At 54.7% G+C, this 14,060-nt stretch carries 20 protein-coding genes and 2 tRNA genes; 16 read left to right on the top strand and 6 right to left on the bottom strand.

Features of this window, described 5'->3' with window-relative positions; all coding sequences use genetic code 11:
* Window positions 1–3: 3 nt before the first annotated feature.
* The 8 genes from A3L14_RS03435 (at window position 4) to A3L14_RS03400 (ending at window position 6,500) form a co-directional block, all read left to right on the top strand.
* The gene (locus A3L14_RS03435) at window positions 4–2,721 is read left to right on the top strand and encodes a DNA-directed RNA polymerase subunit A' (protein ID WP_074631406.1); all 2,718 of its coding nucleotides are present in this window, start codon (window positions 4–6) and stop codon (window positions 2,719–2,721) included.
* Between the two features lie 5 nt (window positions 2,722–2,726).
* Entirely contained in the window at window positions 2,727–3,902 is a 1,176-nt protein-coding gene (gene rpoA2 / locus A3L14_RS03430; protein ID WP_055429055.1) for a DNA-directed RNA polymerase subunit A'', read from the top strand.
* A gap of 13 nt (window positions 3,903–3,915) precedes the next feature.
* Entirely contained in the window at window positions 3,916–4,221 is a 306-nt protein-coding gene (locus A3L14_RS03425) for a 50S ribosomal protein L30e (protein WP_055429056.1), read from the top strand.
* Window positions 4,221–4,658, top strand: coding sequence for a NusA-like transcription termination signal-binding factor (locus A3L14_RS03420; protein WP_055429057.1), 438 nt, complete (start codon window positions 4,221–4,223; stop codon window positions 4,656–4,658). The genes A3L14_RS03425 and A3L14_RS03420 overlap by 1 nt, the downstream gene beginning before the upstream one ends.
* Window positions 4,659–4,668: 10 nt before the next feature.
* A complete protein-coding gene (locus A3L14_RS03415) occupies window positions 4,669–5,112 on the top strand; it encodes a 30S ribosomal protein S12 (protein WP_014788295.1) in 444 nt (147 codons plus the stop codon).
* A gap of 5 nt (window positions 5,113–5,117) precedes the next feature.
* Window positions 5,118–5,765 (top strand): 30S ribosomal protein S7, encoded by a 648-nt coding sequence (locus tag A3L14_RS03410; protein ID WP_055429058.1) that lies wholly within the window; start codon window positions 5,118–5,120, stop codon window positions 5,763–5,765.
* A gap of 99 nt (window positions 5,766–5,864) precedes the next feature.
* Complete coding sequence (locus A3L14_RS03405; protein ID WP_055429059.1) at window positions 5,865–6,050, top strand: hypothetical protein; 186 nt, start codon at window positions 5,865–5,867, stop codon at window positions 6,048–6,050.
* 63 nt (window positions 6,051–6,113) lie between these two features.
* On the top strand, window positions 6,114–6,500 hold the full coding sequence (locus A3L14_RS03400) for a hypothetical protein (protein ID WP_055429060.1): 387 nt from the start codon (window positions 6,114–6,116) through the stop codon (window positions 6,498–6,500).
* A gap of 109 nt (window positions 6,501–6,609) precedes the next feature.
* On the opposite strand, the gene A3L14_RS03395 is transcribed toward A3L14_RS03400, so the two are convergent.
* The 4 genes from A3L14_RS03395 to A3L14_RS03380 all read right to left on the bottom strand — a co-directional run bounded on the left by A3L14_RS03395 (window position 6,610) and on the right by A3L14_RS03380 (window position 9,592).
* Window positions 6,610–7,731 (bottom strand): alkaline phosphatase family protein, encoded by a 1,122-nt coding sequence (locus A3L14_RS03395; protein ID WP_055429061.1) that lies wholly within the window; start codon window positions 7,729–7,731, stop codon window positions 6,610–6,612.
* The gene (locus A3L14_RS03390) at window positions 7,728–8,063 is read right to left on the bottom strand and encodes a type II toxin-antitoxin system PemK/MazF family toxin (RefSeq protein ID WP_074631408.1); all 336 of its coding nucleotides are present in this window, start codon (window positions 8,061–8,063) and stop codon (window positions 7,728–7,730) included. Before A3L14_RS03390 ends, A3L14_RS03395 begins: the two co-directional genes overlap by 4 nt.
* The gene (locus A3L14_RS03385) at window positions 8,060–8,257 is read right to left on the bottom strand and encodes a hypothetical protein (protein ID WP_055429063.1); all 198 of its coding nucleotides are present in this window, start codon (window positions 8,255–8,257) and stop codon (window positions 8,060–8,062) included. Before A3L14_RS03385 ends, A3L14_RS03390 begins: the two co-directional genes overlap by 4 nt.
* A 66-nt stretch (window positions 8,258–8,323) precedes the next feature.
* The gene (locus A3L14_RS03380) at window positions 8,324–9,592 is read right to left on the bottom strand and encodes an Nre family DNA repair protein (protein WP_055429064.1); all 1,269 of its coding nucleotides are present in this window, start codon (window positions 9,590–9,592) and stop codon (window positions 8,324–8,326) included.
* Between the two features lie 102 nt (window positions 9,593–9,694).
* On the opposite strand from A3L14_RS03380, the gene A3L14_RS03375 reads away from it, so the two are divergent.
* From A3L14_RS03375 to A3L14_RS03365, 3 genes are all read left to right on the top strand, one after another.
* Window positions 9,695–9,780: transfer RNA gene (locus A3L14_RS03375), tRNA-Ser, on the top strand.
* A gap of 21 nt (window positions 9,781–9,801) precedes the next feature.
* Window positions 9,802–9,876: transfer RNA gene (locus A3L14_RS03370), tRNA-Cys, on the top strand.
* A 236-nt stretch (window positions 9,877–10,112) separates the two neighbouring features.
* Window positions 10,113–10,316 (top strand): MoaD/ThiS family protein, encoded by a 204-nt coding sequence (locus A3L14_RS03365; protein ID WP_055429065.1) that lies wholly within the window; start codon window positions 10,113–10,115, stop codon window positions 10,314–10,316.
* Between the two features lie 26 nt (window positions 10,317–10,342).
* Here A3L14_RS03365 and A3L14_RS03360 read toward each other — a convergent pair whose 3' ends face one another.
* Window positions 10,343–11,542 (bottom strand): pyridoxal phosphate-dependent aminotransferase, encoded by a 1,200-nt coding sequence (locus A3L14_RS03360; RefSeq protein WP_055429066.1) that lies wholly within the window; start codon window positions 11,540–11,542, stop codon window positions 10,343–10,345.
* A 189-nt stretch (window positions 11,543–11,731) separates the two neighbouring features.
* On the opposite strand from A3L14_RS03360, the gene A3L14_RS03355 reads away from it, so the two are divergent.
* From A3L14_RS03355 to A3L14_RS03345, 3 genes are all read left to right on the top strand, one after another.
* Window positions 11,732–11,977 carry a hypothetical protein gene (locus tag A3L14_RS03355; RefSeq protein ID WP_055429067.1) on the top strand — a complete coding sequence of 82 codons (246 nt, stop codon included), beginning with the start codon at window positions 11,732–11,734 and terminating at the stop codon, window positions 11,975–11,977.
* A complete protein-coding gene (locus A3L14_RS03350; protein ID WP_055429068.1) occupies window positions 11,974–12,555 on the top strand; it encodes a lysine exporter LysO family protein in 582 nt (193 codons plus the stop codon). The genes A3L14_RS03355 and A3L14_RS03350 overlap by 4 nt, the downstream gene beginning before the upstream one ends.
* A 61-nt stretch (window positions 12,556–12,616) precedes the next feature.
* Complete coding sequence (locus A3L14_RS03345) at window positions 12,617–12,796, top strand: HTH domain-containing protein (RefSeq protein WP_055429069.1); 180 nt, start codon at window positions 12,617–12,619, stop codon at window positions 12,794–12,796.
* On the opposite strand, the gene A3L14_RS03340 is transcribed toward A3L14_RS03345, so the two are convergent.
* Window positions 12,778–13,353, bottom strand: a complete 576-nt coding sequence (locus tag A3L14_RS03340; protein WP_055429070.1) for a hypothetical protein — start codon at window positions 13,351–13,353, stop codon at window positions 12,778–12,780. The two genes, A3L14_RS03345 and A3L14_RS03340, sit on opposite strands and share 19 nt — an antisense overlap.
* A 184-nt stretch (window positions 13,354–13,537) precedes the next feature.
* Between A3L14_RS03340 and A3L14_RS03335 the strand changes: the two genes are divergently transcribed.
* Complete coding sequence (locus A3L14_RS03335) at window positions 13,538–13,822, top strand: 50S ribosomal protein L44e (RefSeq protein ID WP_014012391.1); 285 nt, start codon at window positions 13,538–13,540, stop codon at window positions 13,820–13,822.
* A gap of 3 nt (window positions 13,823–13,825) precedes the next feature.
* A complete protein-coding gene (locus A3L14_RS03330) occupies window positions 13,826–14,023 on the top strand; it encodes a 30S ribosomal protein S27e (protein WP_012571194.1) in 198 nt (65 codons plus the stop codon).
* Window positions 14,024–14,060: the final 37 nt, after the last annotated feature.

The following is a 14,060-nucleotide window of genomic DNA, read 5'->3' as shown; positions in this document are numbered from 1 at the left end:
GCCATGCAGTCGATGAAAAAGGTCATCGGGAGTATTGAGTTCGGAATCCTCTCACCCCAGGAAATCAGAAAGATGAGCGCGGCCGAGATAAGCGTCCCCGACACGTACGACGATGACGGTTACCCCATTGAGGGCGGCCTCATGGACAAGAGGCTCGGTGTCATTGACCCCGGACTGCGCTGTGAGACCTGCGGAGCGAGAGCCGGGGACTGTCCCGGCCACTTCGGTCACGTTGAACTCGCCAGACCGATAATCCACGTCGGTTTCGCCAAAACGATCCACCGCGTTCTGGAGAGCACCTGCCGCGAGTGCGGGAGGATAAAGCTCACCGACGAGGAGATAGAGGAGTACACCCACAAGTTCGAGGTCATGGGCGACAGGAAGAAGGCCAAGGACAGGCTCATCAAGGAGATACACAAGAAGGCCAAGGAGAGAATGGTCTGCCCGCACTGTGGGGCTCCTCAGTTCCCGATTAAGTTCGAGAGGCCGACCATCTACTGGGAGCTCAGGAAGGACGAAGAGGGCAACGAGTACAAGCACAGGATGATGCCGAGCGAAGTTAGAGACAGGCTTGAGAAGATACCCGACAAAGACCTCCATCTCCTCGGCCTGCACCCTGAGAAGGCCAGGCCAGAGTGGATGGTCCTCACGGTCCTTCCGGTTCCGCCGGTTACAATGAGACCGTCAATCACCCTGGAGAGCGGTATTCGCGCTGAGGACGACCTCACCCACAAGCTCGTCGATATTATCCGCATCAACAACCGCCTTAAGAGCAACATCGAGGCAGGCGCGCCACAGCTTATCATCGAAGACCTCTGGGACCTCCTCCAGTACCACGTTACCACCTACATCAACAACGAGACCTCGGGAATCCCGCCGGCCAAGCACAAGAGCGGAAGGCCCCTCAAGACCCTCGCTCAGAGACTCAAGGGCAAGGAGGGAAGATTCAGAGGAAACCTCAGCGGTAAGCGTGTCAACTTCTCAGCGAGAACCGTCATCAGTCCCGACCCGATGATAAGCATCAACGAGGTCGGCGTTCCAATAGCTGTAGCCATGGAGCTCACCGTTCCCGAGAAGGTCACCGAGTTCAACTTTGAGAAGCTCAAGAAGATGGTTCTCAACGGTCCCGAGAAGTATCCAGGCGCCAACTACGTTATAGACCCGGAGGGAAGGAGAATCCGCCTCATGGAGAACAACCTTGAGATCATCGCAGAAAAGCTCGACCTTGGCTGGACCGTCGAGAGGCACCTCCTCGACGGCGACATAGTCCTCTTCAACAGACAGCCTTCACTTCACAGGATGTCCATCATGGCCCACCGCGTTAGGGTCATGCCCTACAAGACCTTCCGCCTCAACCTCGCCGTCTGTCCGCCCTACAACGCCGACTTCGACGGTGATGAGATGAACCTCCACGTGCCCCAGACGGAGGAGGCCCAGGCGGAAGCAAAGATACTCATGGAAGTTCAGAACCACATCATCTCGCCGCGTTACGGTGGCCCGCTCATCGCTGGAATACAGGACCACATCTCCGGTGGCTACCTGCTCACGCGCGAAGGGGCATACTTCACGCGCAGTGAAGTGGAGCAGATGCTCATGTTTGCGGGCGTTGACGTGGAGGAGCTTCCCAAGCCGGACAAGGTCGAGAACGGCGTTGAGCTCTGGAGTGGAAAGACGATATTCTCGCTCCTCCTGCCTGAAGACCTCACCATATGGTACCGCAACAAGCTCTGCGACGACCCCGAGAGGTGCGAGGCCATTGAGAAGCTCATAGAGGAGAAGCTCATTCCCGATGAGGAAGAGGTCAGAAAGCTCGCCTACGACGGCTTCACCTACATACTCAACGGCAAGCTCCTCAGCGGTGCCATAGACAAGAAGGCCTACGGAAGGGAGGACGGAAAGCTCCTTGACCTCATAGTGAGGGAGTACGGTGTTGAGAGGGCCAGGCAGTTCCTTGACCAGGTCACCAAGCTCGCCATATGGGTCATCACCCACAAGGGCTTCACCACTGCGATAGACGACGAGGACCTCCCGAGCGAGGCCCTCGATAGGATTAAGGAGATCATCCGCGAGGCTGAGGAGAGGGTTAACAGGCTCATCGAGGCTTACAAGAACGGCGAGCTCGAACCGCTGCCAGGCAAGACCCTTGAGGAGACCCTTGAGAGCAACATAATGGCCGTTCTGGCAGAGGCGCGTGACAACGCAGGTAAGGTCGCCGAGCGCTACCTCGGTATGAACAACCACGCGGTCATCATGGCCAAGACCGGAGCGAGGGGCAAGATGCTCAACATCACCCAGATGGCTGCCATGCTCGGCCAGCAGTCCATCCGTGGAAAGCGCCTCTACCGCGGCTACCGCGGAAGGGTTCTTACCCACTTCAAGCCTGACGACTTGGGGGCCAGAGCCAGGGGATTCGTCACCAACTCCTACAAGAGCGGTCTAACCCCGCAGGAATACTTCTTCCACGCCATGGGTGGTAGAGAGGGACTGGTTGATACCGCGGTCAGGACGGCGCAGAGCGGTTACATGCAGCGCAGACTCATCAACGCGCTCCAGGACCTCAAGGTCGACTACGACGGAACGGTCAGGAATCCCACCGGAATCATTGTCCAGTTCAAGTATGGTGAGGACGGAATAGACCCCATGAAGAGCTGGGGAGGCAAGACTGTGGACGTTGATAGGGTCATTGTGAAAACCCTGCTCAAAGTGAGGGGGAAGGGGTGAGGTAAATGGTCGCCGCAAAAACCATCAAGAGCATGGTTGACAAGGCCGAGCTTCCCGACAACATTAAGGAAGAGCTTTACCTCAAGCTCATCGAATACAACAAGAAGTACAAGCTCAAGAAGGCCGAGGTTCAGGCCATCATAGACGAGACCGTCAAGGAGTACCAGAGGGCTCTCATCGAGCCGGGGGAGGCGATAGGAACGGTTGCGGCCCAGTCCATCGGTGAGCCGTCAACGCAGATGACCCTTAACACCTTCCACTATGCGGGTGTCGCTGAGATTAACGTCACCCTCGGTCTGCCGAGAATCATCGAGATCGTCGATGCCAGAAAGAACCCGTCAACGCCAATTATGACAGTCTACCTTGACGAGAAGCACCGCTATGACCGGGAGAAGGCCCTAGAAGTTGCGAGGCGCATTGAGGGAACCACCCTTGAGAACCTCGCGAGGGAGACCAGCATAGACATTCTCAACTTCGAATTTATAGTCGACATCGACCCGGAGAGGCTCGAAAAGGCCGGTCTGGACATGGAGAGAATCCAGAAGAAGCTGGAAAGCTCCTTCAAGAGTGCCGAATTTGAAGTCGACGGTTACACGGTCATAATGCGCCCTAAGAAGGTTGGCAAGCTCTCCGACCTGAGAAGACTTGCCGAAAAGGTTAAAAAGCACCGCCTTAAGGGTCTCTCGGGCGTCGGGAAGACCATCATAAGGAAGGAAGGCGACGAGTACGTCATCTACACCGAAGGTTCCAACTTCAAGCAGATCCTCAAGGTTCCGGGCGTTGATCCGACGAGAACCAGGACGAACAACATCCACGAAATAGCAGAGGTGCTCGGTATTGAGGCGGCAAGAAACGCCATCATCGAGGAAATCGTCAACACTATGCGCGAGCAGGGTCTTGAGGTCGACGTCAGGCACATCATGCTCGTCGCCGATATGATGACGCTCGACGGCGTCATACTGCCCATAGGCAGGCACGGTATAGTTGGGGAGAAGGCCAGCGTGCTTGCCAGGGCCGCTTTCGAGATCACCACCCAGCACCTCTTTGAGGCTGCTGAGAGGGGCGAGGTCGACCCCCTCAACGGTGTCGTCGAGAACGTCCTTATCGGACAGCCCGTGCCCGTCGGTACGGGAATCGTTAAGCTGGCAATGAATCTCCCCCTGAGACCGAAAAGGGAGTAGGGAGGTGTAGTTAATGGTTGACTTTGCATTCGAGCTTAGGAAGGCGCAGGACACAGGAAAGATAGTAATGGGTGCCAAAAAAAGTATCCAGTACGCCAAGATTGGTGGGGCCAAGCTGATTATAGTCGCCAGGAACGCCAGGCCCGACATCAAGGAGGACATCGAATACTACGCCAAGCTCAGCGGCATACCGGTTTACGAGTTTGAGGGAACCAGCGTCGAGCTCGGAACCCTCCTCGGAAGGCCGCACACCGTCTCGGCCCTCGCTGTGATAGACCCCGGCGAGAGCAGAATACTGGCCCTTGGGGGTAAGGAGTAATGCCGCTCAAGCTCAACACTGACCAGATAAAGTTCATAGCCCTCTTTGAGAGCATGACTGGGGCAACAGTCCTCGACTGCCTCATAGACACCAACAGGAACAGGCTGATCTACGTCATCAAGAAGGGCGAGATGGGACTGGCACTCGGAAAGAAGGGAGCCAACGTCAAGCGCGTCCAGAACATGCTCGGAAAGGACATTGAGCTCATAGAGCACTCTGAGAACCCCGAAGAGTTCCTGAGGAATATTTATAAGAGCCTCGGGGTTAAGGTTAAAAAGGTTCACATCACTGAGAAGCGTGATGGTAAAAAGGTCGCCCTCCTCGATATAGGCCCGCGTGAAAAGCCGCGCGCCATCGGAAGGGGCGGCCAGAACATCAACCTCGTGAAAGAGCTGATGGAGAGACACCACGGCATTCATGATGTGATCATAATTTGAGGTGATGATCATGCCTGGAAAGAAGGCCCCGTATGGAGAGTTTGCCGGTAGGAAGCTCAAGCTCAAGAGAAAGAAGTTCCGCTGGAGTGACATAAGGTACAAGAGGAGAGTCCTCAGGCTCAAGGAGAAGAGCGACCCGCTTGAGGGAGCTCCGCAGGCCAAGGGAATCGTCCTTGAGAAGATCGCGGTTGAGGCAAAGCAGCCGAACTCGGCTATGCGTAAGGCTGTCCGTGTCCAGCTCATCAAGAACGGTAAGGTCGTTACTGCATTTACTCCCGGTGACGGAGCTATCAACCACATCGACGAGCACGACGAGGTCATCATCGAGGGAATCGGCGGTCCTAAGGGCGGTTCCATGGGTGACATCCCGGGAATCAGGTACAAGGTCGTCAAGGTGAACAGGGTTTCCCTCAAGGAGCTAGTCAAGGGCAGGAAGGAGAAGCCGAGGAGGTGAAGTGAATGGCCAAAGCTTTAACAGAGCGCTTTTACCAGCCGAAGGAGCTCAAGGTCATGGGCAGGTGGAGCGTTGAGGACGTCGTTGTGAACGACCCGTCACTCAGGCCATACATCAACCTCGACGCCCGCATACTCCCGCACAGCCATGGAAGGCACGCCAAGAAGCCCTTCGGTAAGGCCAACGTCCACATCGTTGAGCGCTTGATTAACAAGGTCATGCGCAGCGGTGCCAGCGGCCACAAGGTCGGCGGTCACTTCATGAGAAGGGAGCACCGCTCCCTCATGAGCAAGAAGATGAAGGCCTACGAGGTTGTCAAGGAGGCCTTCATGATAATCGAGCGCAGAACCAAGCAGAACCCGATTCAGGTTCTCGTCAGGGCCATCGAGAACTCCGCTCCGAGGGAGGACACCACCACCATCGCCTTCGGTGGAATCCGCTACCACATGGCGGTTGATGTCTCCCCGCTCAGGAGGCTCGACATCGCCTTGAAGAACATCGCCCTTGGAGCGAGCGCCAAGTGCTACAGGAACAAGACCAGCTACGCCCAGGCCCTCGCCGAGGAGATAATCGCCGCCGCCAACAGGGACCCGAAGAGCTTCGCCTACAGCAAGAAGGAAGAGATCGAGAGGATCGCCCAGTCCTCACGCTGAGGGCTGGAGGCTTTTCTCCTTCTCTCCTGTTCTCCCGTTTGAGTGTCTTCGCCGGAAGGTTTTTGTGTCATTAGTGAGCTTGAGCATAGGAGAGCAGGAATGAAAAGGCGCAAATTTGAGATCCTCGACTTTGGAGATGAAGTCGTTCTTGTTCCAATTGACGAGGACATTGAGCTCCAGGGACTTTTGAAGCTCGGTAAATCTGCCAAGGAAATCATGAAGGAAATCCGCGAGGAAGAATGGATTCTGGAGGAGCGTAAGCTTCGCCGCCTTGGACTGCTCTAAGCTCCCCAATATTATACCCTCCGGGAGGAGGGAAATCTATAAATACCCGGAGGGAGGAGGGAAATGGAGCTTCGGGACTACCTGATGCCGGGGGAGTATATCCTCTCCGTCTTCAATAATCTGGATATTTCTCCAGGGAAATTCAATGGGTTAGCAGTAACTAATAAGCGGATAATACTGTTCAACACAAACTCTGGGATAAGTAAGCTTTTCAGAAAAAACCGCTCAGCGGGTATCAAAAACCTGAAATCAACGTTTTTTAAGGGTATCTCTATGATACAGATGGAAGTCTACGAAAAATCATGGGGAAGACGGGAGCTCATTTCATTGACAAGGTATGTTAAACTCCTTCGAAGTGATGGTTCGTACCAATACACACCAGACGGTATTATAGGTATCATAACGCCCAAATTGGATGTCCCAGCTTATCTGAGATTAAGGGAGTCCTAGAATCCGCATTGAAACCCATAGCTTTAGAAATCGAGTACAGTTACTCTGAAAAAGATAAGGCGCAGATCCTCAAATTCATTCTTAGACCCTCTGAATGATAACCCAACATTCAGAGAATCAAACTCCGCCCCACCATATTCCCCGGCTTTTCCAAGCCAAAAAACTTCAAAACCGTCGGTGCTATATCCATGAGGCTCGGTTCGTCAAGCCCCACCCTCTCGAAGCCCCAGAGGATGATCGGAACCTTCATTACCGGCTCGTTCATCGAGCCGTGCATTCCCTTGACCCAGTGGCTCACTCCCTTTATGCCCTTGCACATCCTGTGGGAGCAGAACCAGTAGCCAGGCTTGGCGGAGACTATCAGCTCGCCGCTCAGGGGCGTGTCAAGGTGTGGAAGCTCATCGCGGAAAAAGACTTCTTTGACCCCCGGAGCCTTTCTCAGAACTTCAAAGGCTTCCTCGGCCTGGTTCGGGTCTCTGAGATAAACGTGAACCCCACCGCCAGAGGAGACGCGTAGCGTCTCGATGCCGTGCTTCTTGAGGTAGGTTTTCAAGTTCACCCAGGTGTGAACCTCTTCCTGTCCGTGGTCGGCGAAGATTATGAATGCATACTCTTCCTTCAGTCTCTCCCAGAGGGTTCTCACGGCCGTATCCACAGTCTCGACAGCCTTTAGAGAACCCTCACTCAGGGGGCCATGGTCATGGCTCATGCCGTCTATCGAGGCGAAGTGGACGAGGAGCAAATCCGGCCTGCACTCCTCGTAGAGGTAGAGGGCGGAGTTCAGCACCCAGACGTCCTTCCTCCAATCGCGACCGTGCTGGCGGTACATCCTATCACCAGCAAAGAAGGGTGGGAAGATTCTAACGTCCGTTCCACTGAACGGGGGCATGGTATAGCCGGAGACGCTGGCGGTTCTGACACCTTTCTGCCGCAACAGGTCAACGATGGTCGGGCCCCTAATTACCCTGTGGGGATTAAAGGCCACCTCGTAGTCGTAGAAGTTGACCTTTCTGTCAGAGAGGCGGTCGTAGTAGCCGTTCTCGACGACGCCGTGGTCTCTGGGCCAGACACCCGTCATGACGCTCGTGTGGACGAGGTCAGTCAGCGTTGGGAAAATGGAATCGACCACGGCAAAGCTCCCGCTTTCAGCTAACTCGCTCAGGAAGGGCATGTGCTTCAGGTTGTAAACCCCACAGCCGTCGAGGCTTATGAGGGCGAGCTTCTTTCTCATGGCTCAAACCCCAGAAGAGAGCATATCTTCTGGTTTATCTTCGTTTTGAGAAGTGGTCCAATTTCCCCAAGTTCACCGACGAGGATGTCCTTTTGGACTGTTGCTATCTTTGTAAGTCGAACGAACGATGAAACTTTGAGACCAGTTAGGTGGAACTCTGGATGAACCTGTTCAATTAGAACGTCGGTTTTTGAGTTATAGTGCTCACTCCTTGAGGAGATAAAGGCGAGTGTAACGTCTTTTCTATCTTCAAACAGCACAAGAGCCGGACGGAGTTTTGTTCCTTTTAGACTTGTAAATGGAAACGGCACGAGAACTATCTTCCCCTTCATCTGTATCTCACCCTAAGGTCTTCCTCTGAGTATATGTCCGGCTCGTTCTCGAGGAACTCCTTTAGTGATTCCTCCGAGAGTTTCATCAGGGCGTAGCTCTCCTCCCTCTCAAGTAACTCTGTCAAGAGTTTCTCTATGTTCTCAAGCTTTTCCTCAATCCTCATGAGCTCCCTAATAACATCAACCCCCTCCACGTTATCACCTCCAGCCGGTGTCGGCCTGACGTGCAGTCATCATCTCTCAGTGGGATGGAGTGCTCGTCATCCACCGGGATTCTCTCCGCCGAGGCGGTATATATTCTTTCCGAGCCACTCGTCTAAAGTCTTCTGCCTCGCGAGGCTTCCGAGGATGTAGCTTCTCGCAAGGTATTTCTCAAATGGATGCTCAAGGCGACGCTTTATGGCATCGAGGGCCTCGTTGAGCGTCTCAAAGCGTCCAACCAGGTTGTCCATCGCCTTTTTAACGCCCAGTCTTATCTGCCAGACCCCAACAGGGGCATAGTACTCCGGTGTGACCTCGCGGAAGACCACTATCCTCGCCTGTCTCCTCCTCACGCGGAGTGCCTCAAGGACGCTCAGCCTGGCGGCGTGATACGCTCCGGCCGTTTCCTTGACGTACTCCCTCCTCCCGCGGAAGTCTTCGTAGTCGTGAATGACGCTGGGCTCGCCAGCCCCGAAGAGGGAACCCTTCAGCCATACCTCCAGAAGCTCGAAGGCGTAGCTCTCGGGCATCAGAAGAACAGCGTATCTGTTTCCAAGGAATCGGTAGAAGTAGACCTCGTAGTCGTTTATCTCGGGGTAGCGGAGAATCTCGCGCCTCAGGTTCTTGCCTATCGTGTCCTGGACAGCGGTTATGCTCCACCTCGTCGGGACGAGCTTTTTGTCTACCCCAAGAAGCCCAGCGGAGAGGAGTCTTATGATGTAGTACTCGTCGAAGCCCCAGTTGTACAGGCGCATTATAGCTTGCTCGGCCTTCAGCTCGTCATTAACAACGTAGTCCGTCCTGCGTGGAATTTTCGGGTTCTCGGTGAGCTCAAAATCGAGGAGTTCCGCCTTTGGTCCTATTGGCGGCGCGAACTCGCTTGGAAGAACTTTGAGGACTGGCTTTCTCTTGAGGAGTATCTCGCTGTCAACCGGCCTTATCGACATCGCCAGCTCCTGAACCTCACCCAAAATTCTGCCGCTCCTCCTCACGTGAATATCAGCTTTGGTCTCACCCATGACGAGAAGCGAGCGGTAGTAGAGGATATCGCGAATCGTCTTGTTCTCCCATTTGAGGGGGTTGTCAAGGTAGTCCGTCTTGCCCTCGATGGGAGGCACAAGAGGACCTATGCGGACCCGGGGATAGCCATACTCACCAACGAAAATGCTGGGCGGGGAAGAGCCGAAAAGGTGGCGTTTGTTCAGCCTCTGCTCGACGGTGCGGGCTACCCTGAAGCGTTCAAGAATAGGACAGGTTGGCCTGCCGCAGAGGAGCTTCCTGCCTTTGCATACCGCACAGAGTTTTGAGTTAAAGGGTGGAGCACTCATTGGAGATAGGTACATTAGAGGGTATTTATGGTTTGCCAATGGTGACGAAGTTCCAAAAAACTTAAAAACCCTCTCCGGCTCATATAACTCGGACATTGGAGTGCCGCGGTAGCCTAGCCTGGTAGGGCGCCGGCCTGCTAAGCCGGTGGGCGTTGCCCACAGGGGTTCAAATCCCCTCCGCGGCGCCAGCATCTTTCTTCGGGTCAAATGCCGGGATAGCCTAGAGGCGAGGCGAGGGACTGCAGATCCCTTCCACCCGGGTTCAAATCCCGGTCCCGGCTCCACAACAAACTTTTGCAGGGCAAAAGTCTTGTCAAAAGGTGATTGTTTCTTGTTTTGAGTGCGTTTCTACTCGAAGAATTTCTTGGTTTGGCTTTGCTTGGCAAAAGTTTCCTGGCCTCAGGAGTGATGGCCCTCCGCACCGCTCGGTGCCGGGTCAACCGCTCAGCCGAAAGGAGCGTAAGCGCATCGGCCAGTGGAGTTTATAAAGAGGGAAAAGATATGCCTTCCGGTGGTGACGATGATACGGGTAAAGGTCCTTGGAAGGGGTATAGAAAGGGAGATTGAGTGGAAGAAAGGGCTCAAGGTCGCAGACGTTCTCCGTGAGGTCGGCTTCAACACGGAAAGCGCCATAGCCAAGGTGAACGGTAGGGTCGCACTTGAAGACGAGAACGTCAGCGACAACGACTACGTTGAAGTCATCCCCGTCGTCTCGGGCGGGTGACAACTAAAACTGGGGCAGAAGGGGCTTCAAGCCCCAAGCCTCTTCCTCATAAATGCCTCGAAGTTGTCCATGGCCCCCTCAAGTATCTCAACCGGCGGCAGGAAGACCGCTCTGAAGTGCCATGCCCCGGCCTTTCCGAAGCCGGAACCGTGGACGAAGAGCACGTGGGCCTCGTGGAGGGCATCAAGGACAAAGTCCTTATCGCTCTTCCACTTGGAGCGCTCCTCTATCTTCGGGAAGATGTAGAAGGCTCCCTGGGGCTTGGTGGTGCTTATCCCCGGAATCTCACTTAGGCGCTTGTAGATGTAATCCCTCCTCTCCTTAAGCTTGGCCATGTACTCCTCAAGGTAGTCCATCGGGCCCGTCAGGCCGGCTATGGCGGCGAACTGGGCCGGGGTGTTGGGGCACAGCCTTATCCTGGCCATCTTGTCTATAGCCTCTCTGACCTCGGCGAGCCTGTTCTTGGGGTCAACGTAGTAGAAGTAGCCGAGACGCCACCCTGTGGCGAAGTAAACCTTTGACATACCGTTCATGACTATTACAGGGACGTCCTTCGTGAGGGAGCCAGGAGAGACGTGCTTCCCCTCGTAGGTCATGAGATCGTATATCTCGTCGCTTATCACGGGCAGGCCATATTCACCGGCGAGGTCGAGTATCTCCTTAATCGTCTTCTTCTCGTAGAGCGCTCCCGTTGGGTTGTTCGGGTTAATGACCGCTATGGCCTTTGTCCTTTCGTCTATTTTCTTCCTCATGTCGTCGATATCCGGCTGCCAGCCGTTCTCCTCCACTGTGAGGTACTCGTTGGCAATGCCGCCGTAGAACTTGACGAGGCCCGTGTAAGGCGGATAGCTTGGACTAGGGACAAGGATGTTGTCCCCTGGGTTGAGGAGGGCGCCGAATATGAACTGCAGCGCCTCGGTAACGGCCGCGGTAACGCGGACGTCGTCGGGAGTTATGTCAACGCCATTCTTCTTCCTCTCGCGCTCCACTATCGCTTCCCTCAGCTCGGGAATGCCTTCGCTCGGCCCATAGTAGTTGTGCCCATCCTGAATGGCCTTGCAGTACGCGGCCCTCATGTGTTTGGGCGGCTGAAAATCAAACTTGCCCGGATCACCTATGTTGAGCCTTATTACCTTTATTCCCTTCTTTTCAAGCTCCCTAGCCGGGAGAACAACGTCCCTTATGGCGTATTCGATGCCCATAGCCCGTTCGGATGCGCGAATCATGTGAACCACCATTTGGATGATGAATGGTTGTCGTAAAAAAACCTTTGCCCGCATAGGTTTAAAAGGGCGTGATTTTAACGGGTTACGGGCGATGACGACTAGCAAGCATGCTGAACGCTCACGAATGATGACGTGAACACCCACCGAGCCCCTCGATACGTTTATTAACCTTAAGAGGAAGGTCTTTACATGAACATCTTCATCCCACTCATTGCGGGTGTTATCATCGGATACGTTCTCCGCAGGAAGGAGCGCAGGGTGAACGTTGATCTTCCGATGAGCGCCGCACTGCTGCTCCTGATATTCTTCATGGGCGTCGAGACCGGGAAAGTAAGGATAGACGCCCTGTGGCTCCTAAGCTCATCCATAGTATTTGCGGCTCTAACAATTGCGGGAAGCGTCGGAATCGCCCTCATCGTGGGGGGAAGGGGATGAGGTTTCTGATTTACGTCCTGCTCGCGCTGGTCGCTGGCATACTCACTGGACACTTCTATGCCCCGGAGTTCGGAAACCTCTATGAAATCATGCTCTACCTGTTGATACTGATAATCGGAATTGATCTGGGCCAGAGCTTTCGCCTGAGGGAGATTAAGAAGCTCGGAAGACTGGCCATAAAACTGCCTCTCGGCACATTCCTGGGCTCACTCTTGGGCGGCCTCGTCGCTTCCCTGCTCCTGGGAATAGAACCCAAGTGGGGGCTGGCTGTGGCGGCCGGCTGTGGCTGGTACAGTCTCACCGGGCCTTTGATAGCCCAGTATTCAGCCGTCTACGGAACCCTTGGTTTCCTGGCTAACCTCACGAGGGAAATCTTCACGGTGCTCCTCTACCCAGTAATGATAAGGAGAGTCCCCAAGGAGCTGGCGGTCTCCATGGGTGGTGCAACCACGATGGACACGACGCTACCTATAATGACGAAGTTCGGGGGCAGTGAGGTCGCACTTATAGCCTTCGTTCACGGCTTCGTGCTCACCGCGCTGGTACCGTTCGTGGTTCCATTCATATTACAGTTCTGACCAATAACCTTTTAAGTTCAAACGCTTCAGGTTCTATTGACAAACCAACAGGGTGATAAAAGTGGCCGAGGTTGAACTCGTTTTCAAGGTTTTGAAGGAGGCCGGAAAGCCCCTCAAGAGCAAGGAGATAGCGGAGCTCGCGGGGATTGACAAAAAGGAAGTTGACAAAGCCATCAAGGCTCTCAAGAAGGAGGGGAAAATAATCTCTCCAAAGCGCTGCTACTATGCCCCGGCGGAGTGAGAATACTTCTCGCCGAGCTTTTTGAGGATTGCCTCGTGCTGTTCCTCATTTCTCTTTATCTCCTTGACAAGCTCCCTAACAACCGGGTGGAAGGCCCTCCTTGACAGCCTGTCGTAGAGCTCCACCATCTCCCTCTCCAGCTCAAGGTATCGCCCAAGGAGTTCTCCCACCTTTCCGTCACCGTTCTCGGGCAGTACGACCTCCGTTGGGAAGTCTTTCAGGTACTCCTCAATTATCTCCTCCGGGGGCACCCTGGCCCCCATTGCACCAAATCCCAGGGGCATCACAACCGTGGGCAGGCCCGGGATGAGGGCCACTTCACCGGTGCTCTCACCACTCCCGTACTCCTCCACCAGTCTCATTGAATCGTGGTATGCCCTCTCAAGTGCCTCCATCAGGTGTCTGTGGAAGGCCGCATCTATGGCCATTCTCATTATGAGGGCCCTCAGGTCGGCATACTCCGGGTCTTTGAGCTTCTTAAGAAGCCTCCTGTACTCGCGCTCGGCCTTCTCCTCCAGCCTTTTCAGCTCCTCAACAGTGGTTATCATCCTCTCCATGGCCCTCACCCCCCGAAGCAATTTACTAACATTTGGTTATTTAAAAATTTTGGTTCAACCCGCAAAAACTTTTTTAAAGCCTCACCCCTACCGATGCCTGCAGGCACTATCATGCCTCACGGCTCGGGGGTCTCCGAGGCTGGGGCGAGTAGGAACCCACCGGGCCCTGCGTGGAGGTGAGAGAATGAAGTATCCGAAGCAGATAAGGACTTACTGCCCCTACTGTAAGAAGCACACTATCCACAAGGTCGAAAAGGTCAAGAAGAGGCCAAGGAGCGAGCTCAGCCAGGGCCAGAGGCGCTTCAGGAGGATCATGAAGGGTTACCGCGGTTTCCCGAGGCCGAACCCGGCCGGAAGGGAGAAGCCTGTCAAGAAGCTCGACCTCCGCTTTAGATGCACCGTCTGCGGCAAGGCCCACACCAGGGGACAGGGCTTCCGCGTTAAGAAGTTCGAGCTGGTGGAGGTGTGACCCATGGCGCTCCCGAAGAACCTCATCCCTATGCCGAGGAGCAGGTTCCTCCGCGTCAAGTGTATCGACTGCGGCAACGAGCAGATAGTCTTCAGCAACCCTGCGACCACCGTTAGGTGTCTCGTCTGCGGTGCAACGCTCGTCGAGCCGACCGGTGGAAAGGGTGTCATCAAGGCCAAGATACTTGAGGTTCTTGAGTGAACCATCCCTTTCTCTTAATTTCGCCTTCTGCTAAACT

It is taken from the genome of Thermococcus thioreducens (assembly GCF_002214545.1).
Classification (GTDB): Archaea; Methanobacteriota_B; Thermococci; order Thermococcales; family Thermococcaceae; genus Thermococcus; species Thermococcus thioreducens.
Note: the sequence above shows the minus strand (reverse complement) of the source record. Positions and strands in the feature narration are given on the sequence as shown.

Bases quoted from the DNA above. Each gene is read 5' to 3' on its own strand.
- A3L14_RS03410 (WP_055429058.1), top strand. From the start codon at position 5,118: ATGGCCAAAGCTTTAACAGAGCGCTTTTACCAGCCGAAGGAGCTCAAG.
- A3L14_RS03390 (WP_074631408.1), bottom strand. From the start codon at position 8,063: ATGAAGGGGAAGATAGTTCTCGTGCCGTTTCCATTTACAAGTCTAAAA.
- A3L14_RS03380 (WP_055429064.1), bottom strand. From the start codon at position 9,592: ATGAGTGCTCCACCCTTTAACTCAAAACTCTGTGCGGTATGCAAAGGC.
- A3L14_RS03355 (WP_055429067.1), top strand. From the start codon at position 11,732: ATGAACATCTTCATCCCACTCATTGCGGGTGTTATCATCGGATACGTT.
- A3L14_RS03360 (WP_055429066.1), bottom strand. From the start codon at position 11,542: ATGATTCGCGCATCCGAACGGGCTATGGGCATCGAATACGCCATAAGG.
- A3L14_RS03425 (WP_055429056.1), top strand. From the start codon at position 3,916: ATGGTTGACTTTGCATTCGAGCTTAGGAAGGCGCAGGACACAGGAAAG.
- rpoA2 (WP_055429055.1), top strand. From the start codon at position 2,727: ATGGTCGCCGCAAAAACCATCAAGAGCATGGTTGACAAGGCCGAGCTT.
- A3L14_RS03330 (WP_012571194.1), top strand. From the start codon at position 13,826: ATGGCGCTCCCGAAGAACCTCATCCCTATGCCGAGGAGCAGGTTCCTC.
- A3L14_RS03340 (WP_055429070.1), bottom strand. From the start codon at position 13,353: ATGGAGAGGATGATAACCACTGTTGAGGAGCTGAAAAGGCTGGAGGAG.
- A3L14_RS03350 (WP_055429068.1), top strand. From the start codon at position 11,974: ATGAGGTTTCTGATTTACGTCCTGCTCGCGCTGGTCGCTGGCATACTC.
- A3L14_RS03335 (WP_014012391.1), top strand. From the start codon at position 13,538: ATGAAGTATCCGAAGCAGATAAGGACTTACTGCCCCTACTGTAAGAAG.
- A3L14_RS03415 (WP_014788295.1), top strand. From the start codon at position 4,669: ATGCCTGGAAAGAAGGCCCCGTATGGAGAGTTTGCCGGTAGGAAGCTC.
- A3L14_RS03400 (WP_055429060.1), top strand. From the start codon at position 6,114: ATGGAGCTTCGGGACTACCTGATGCCGGGGGAGTATATCCTCTCCGTC.
- A3L14_RS03405 (WP_055429059.1), top strand. From the start codon at position 5,865: ATGAAAAGGCGCAAATTTGAGATCCTCGACTTTGGAGATGAAGTCGTT.
- A3L14_RS03420 (WP_055429057.1), top strand. From the start codon at position 4,221: ATGCCGCTCAAGCTCAACACTGACCAGATAAAGTTCATAGCCCTCTTT.
- A3L14_RS03365 (WP_055429065.1), top strand. From the start codon at position 10,113: ATGATACGGGTAAAGGTCCTTGGAAGGGGTATAGAAAGGGAGATTGAG.
- A3L14_RS03395 (WP_055429061.1), bottom strand. From the start codon at position 7,731: ATGAGAAAGAAGCTCGCCCTCATAAGCCTCGACGGCTGTGGGGTTTAC.
- A3L14_RS03435 (WP_074631406.1), top strand. From the start codon at position 4: ATGCAGTCGATGAAAAAGGTCATCGGGAGTATTGAGTTCGGAATCCTC.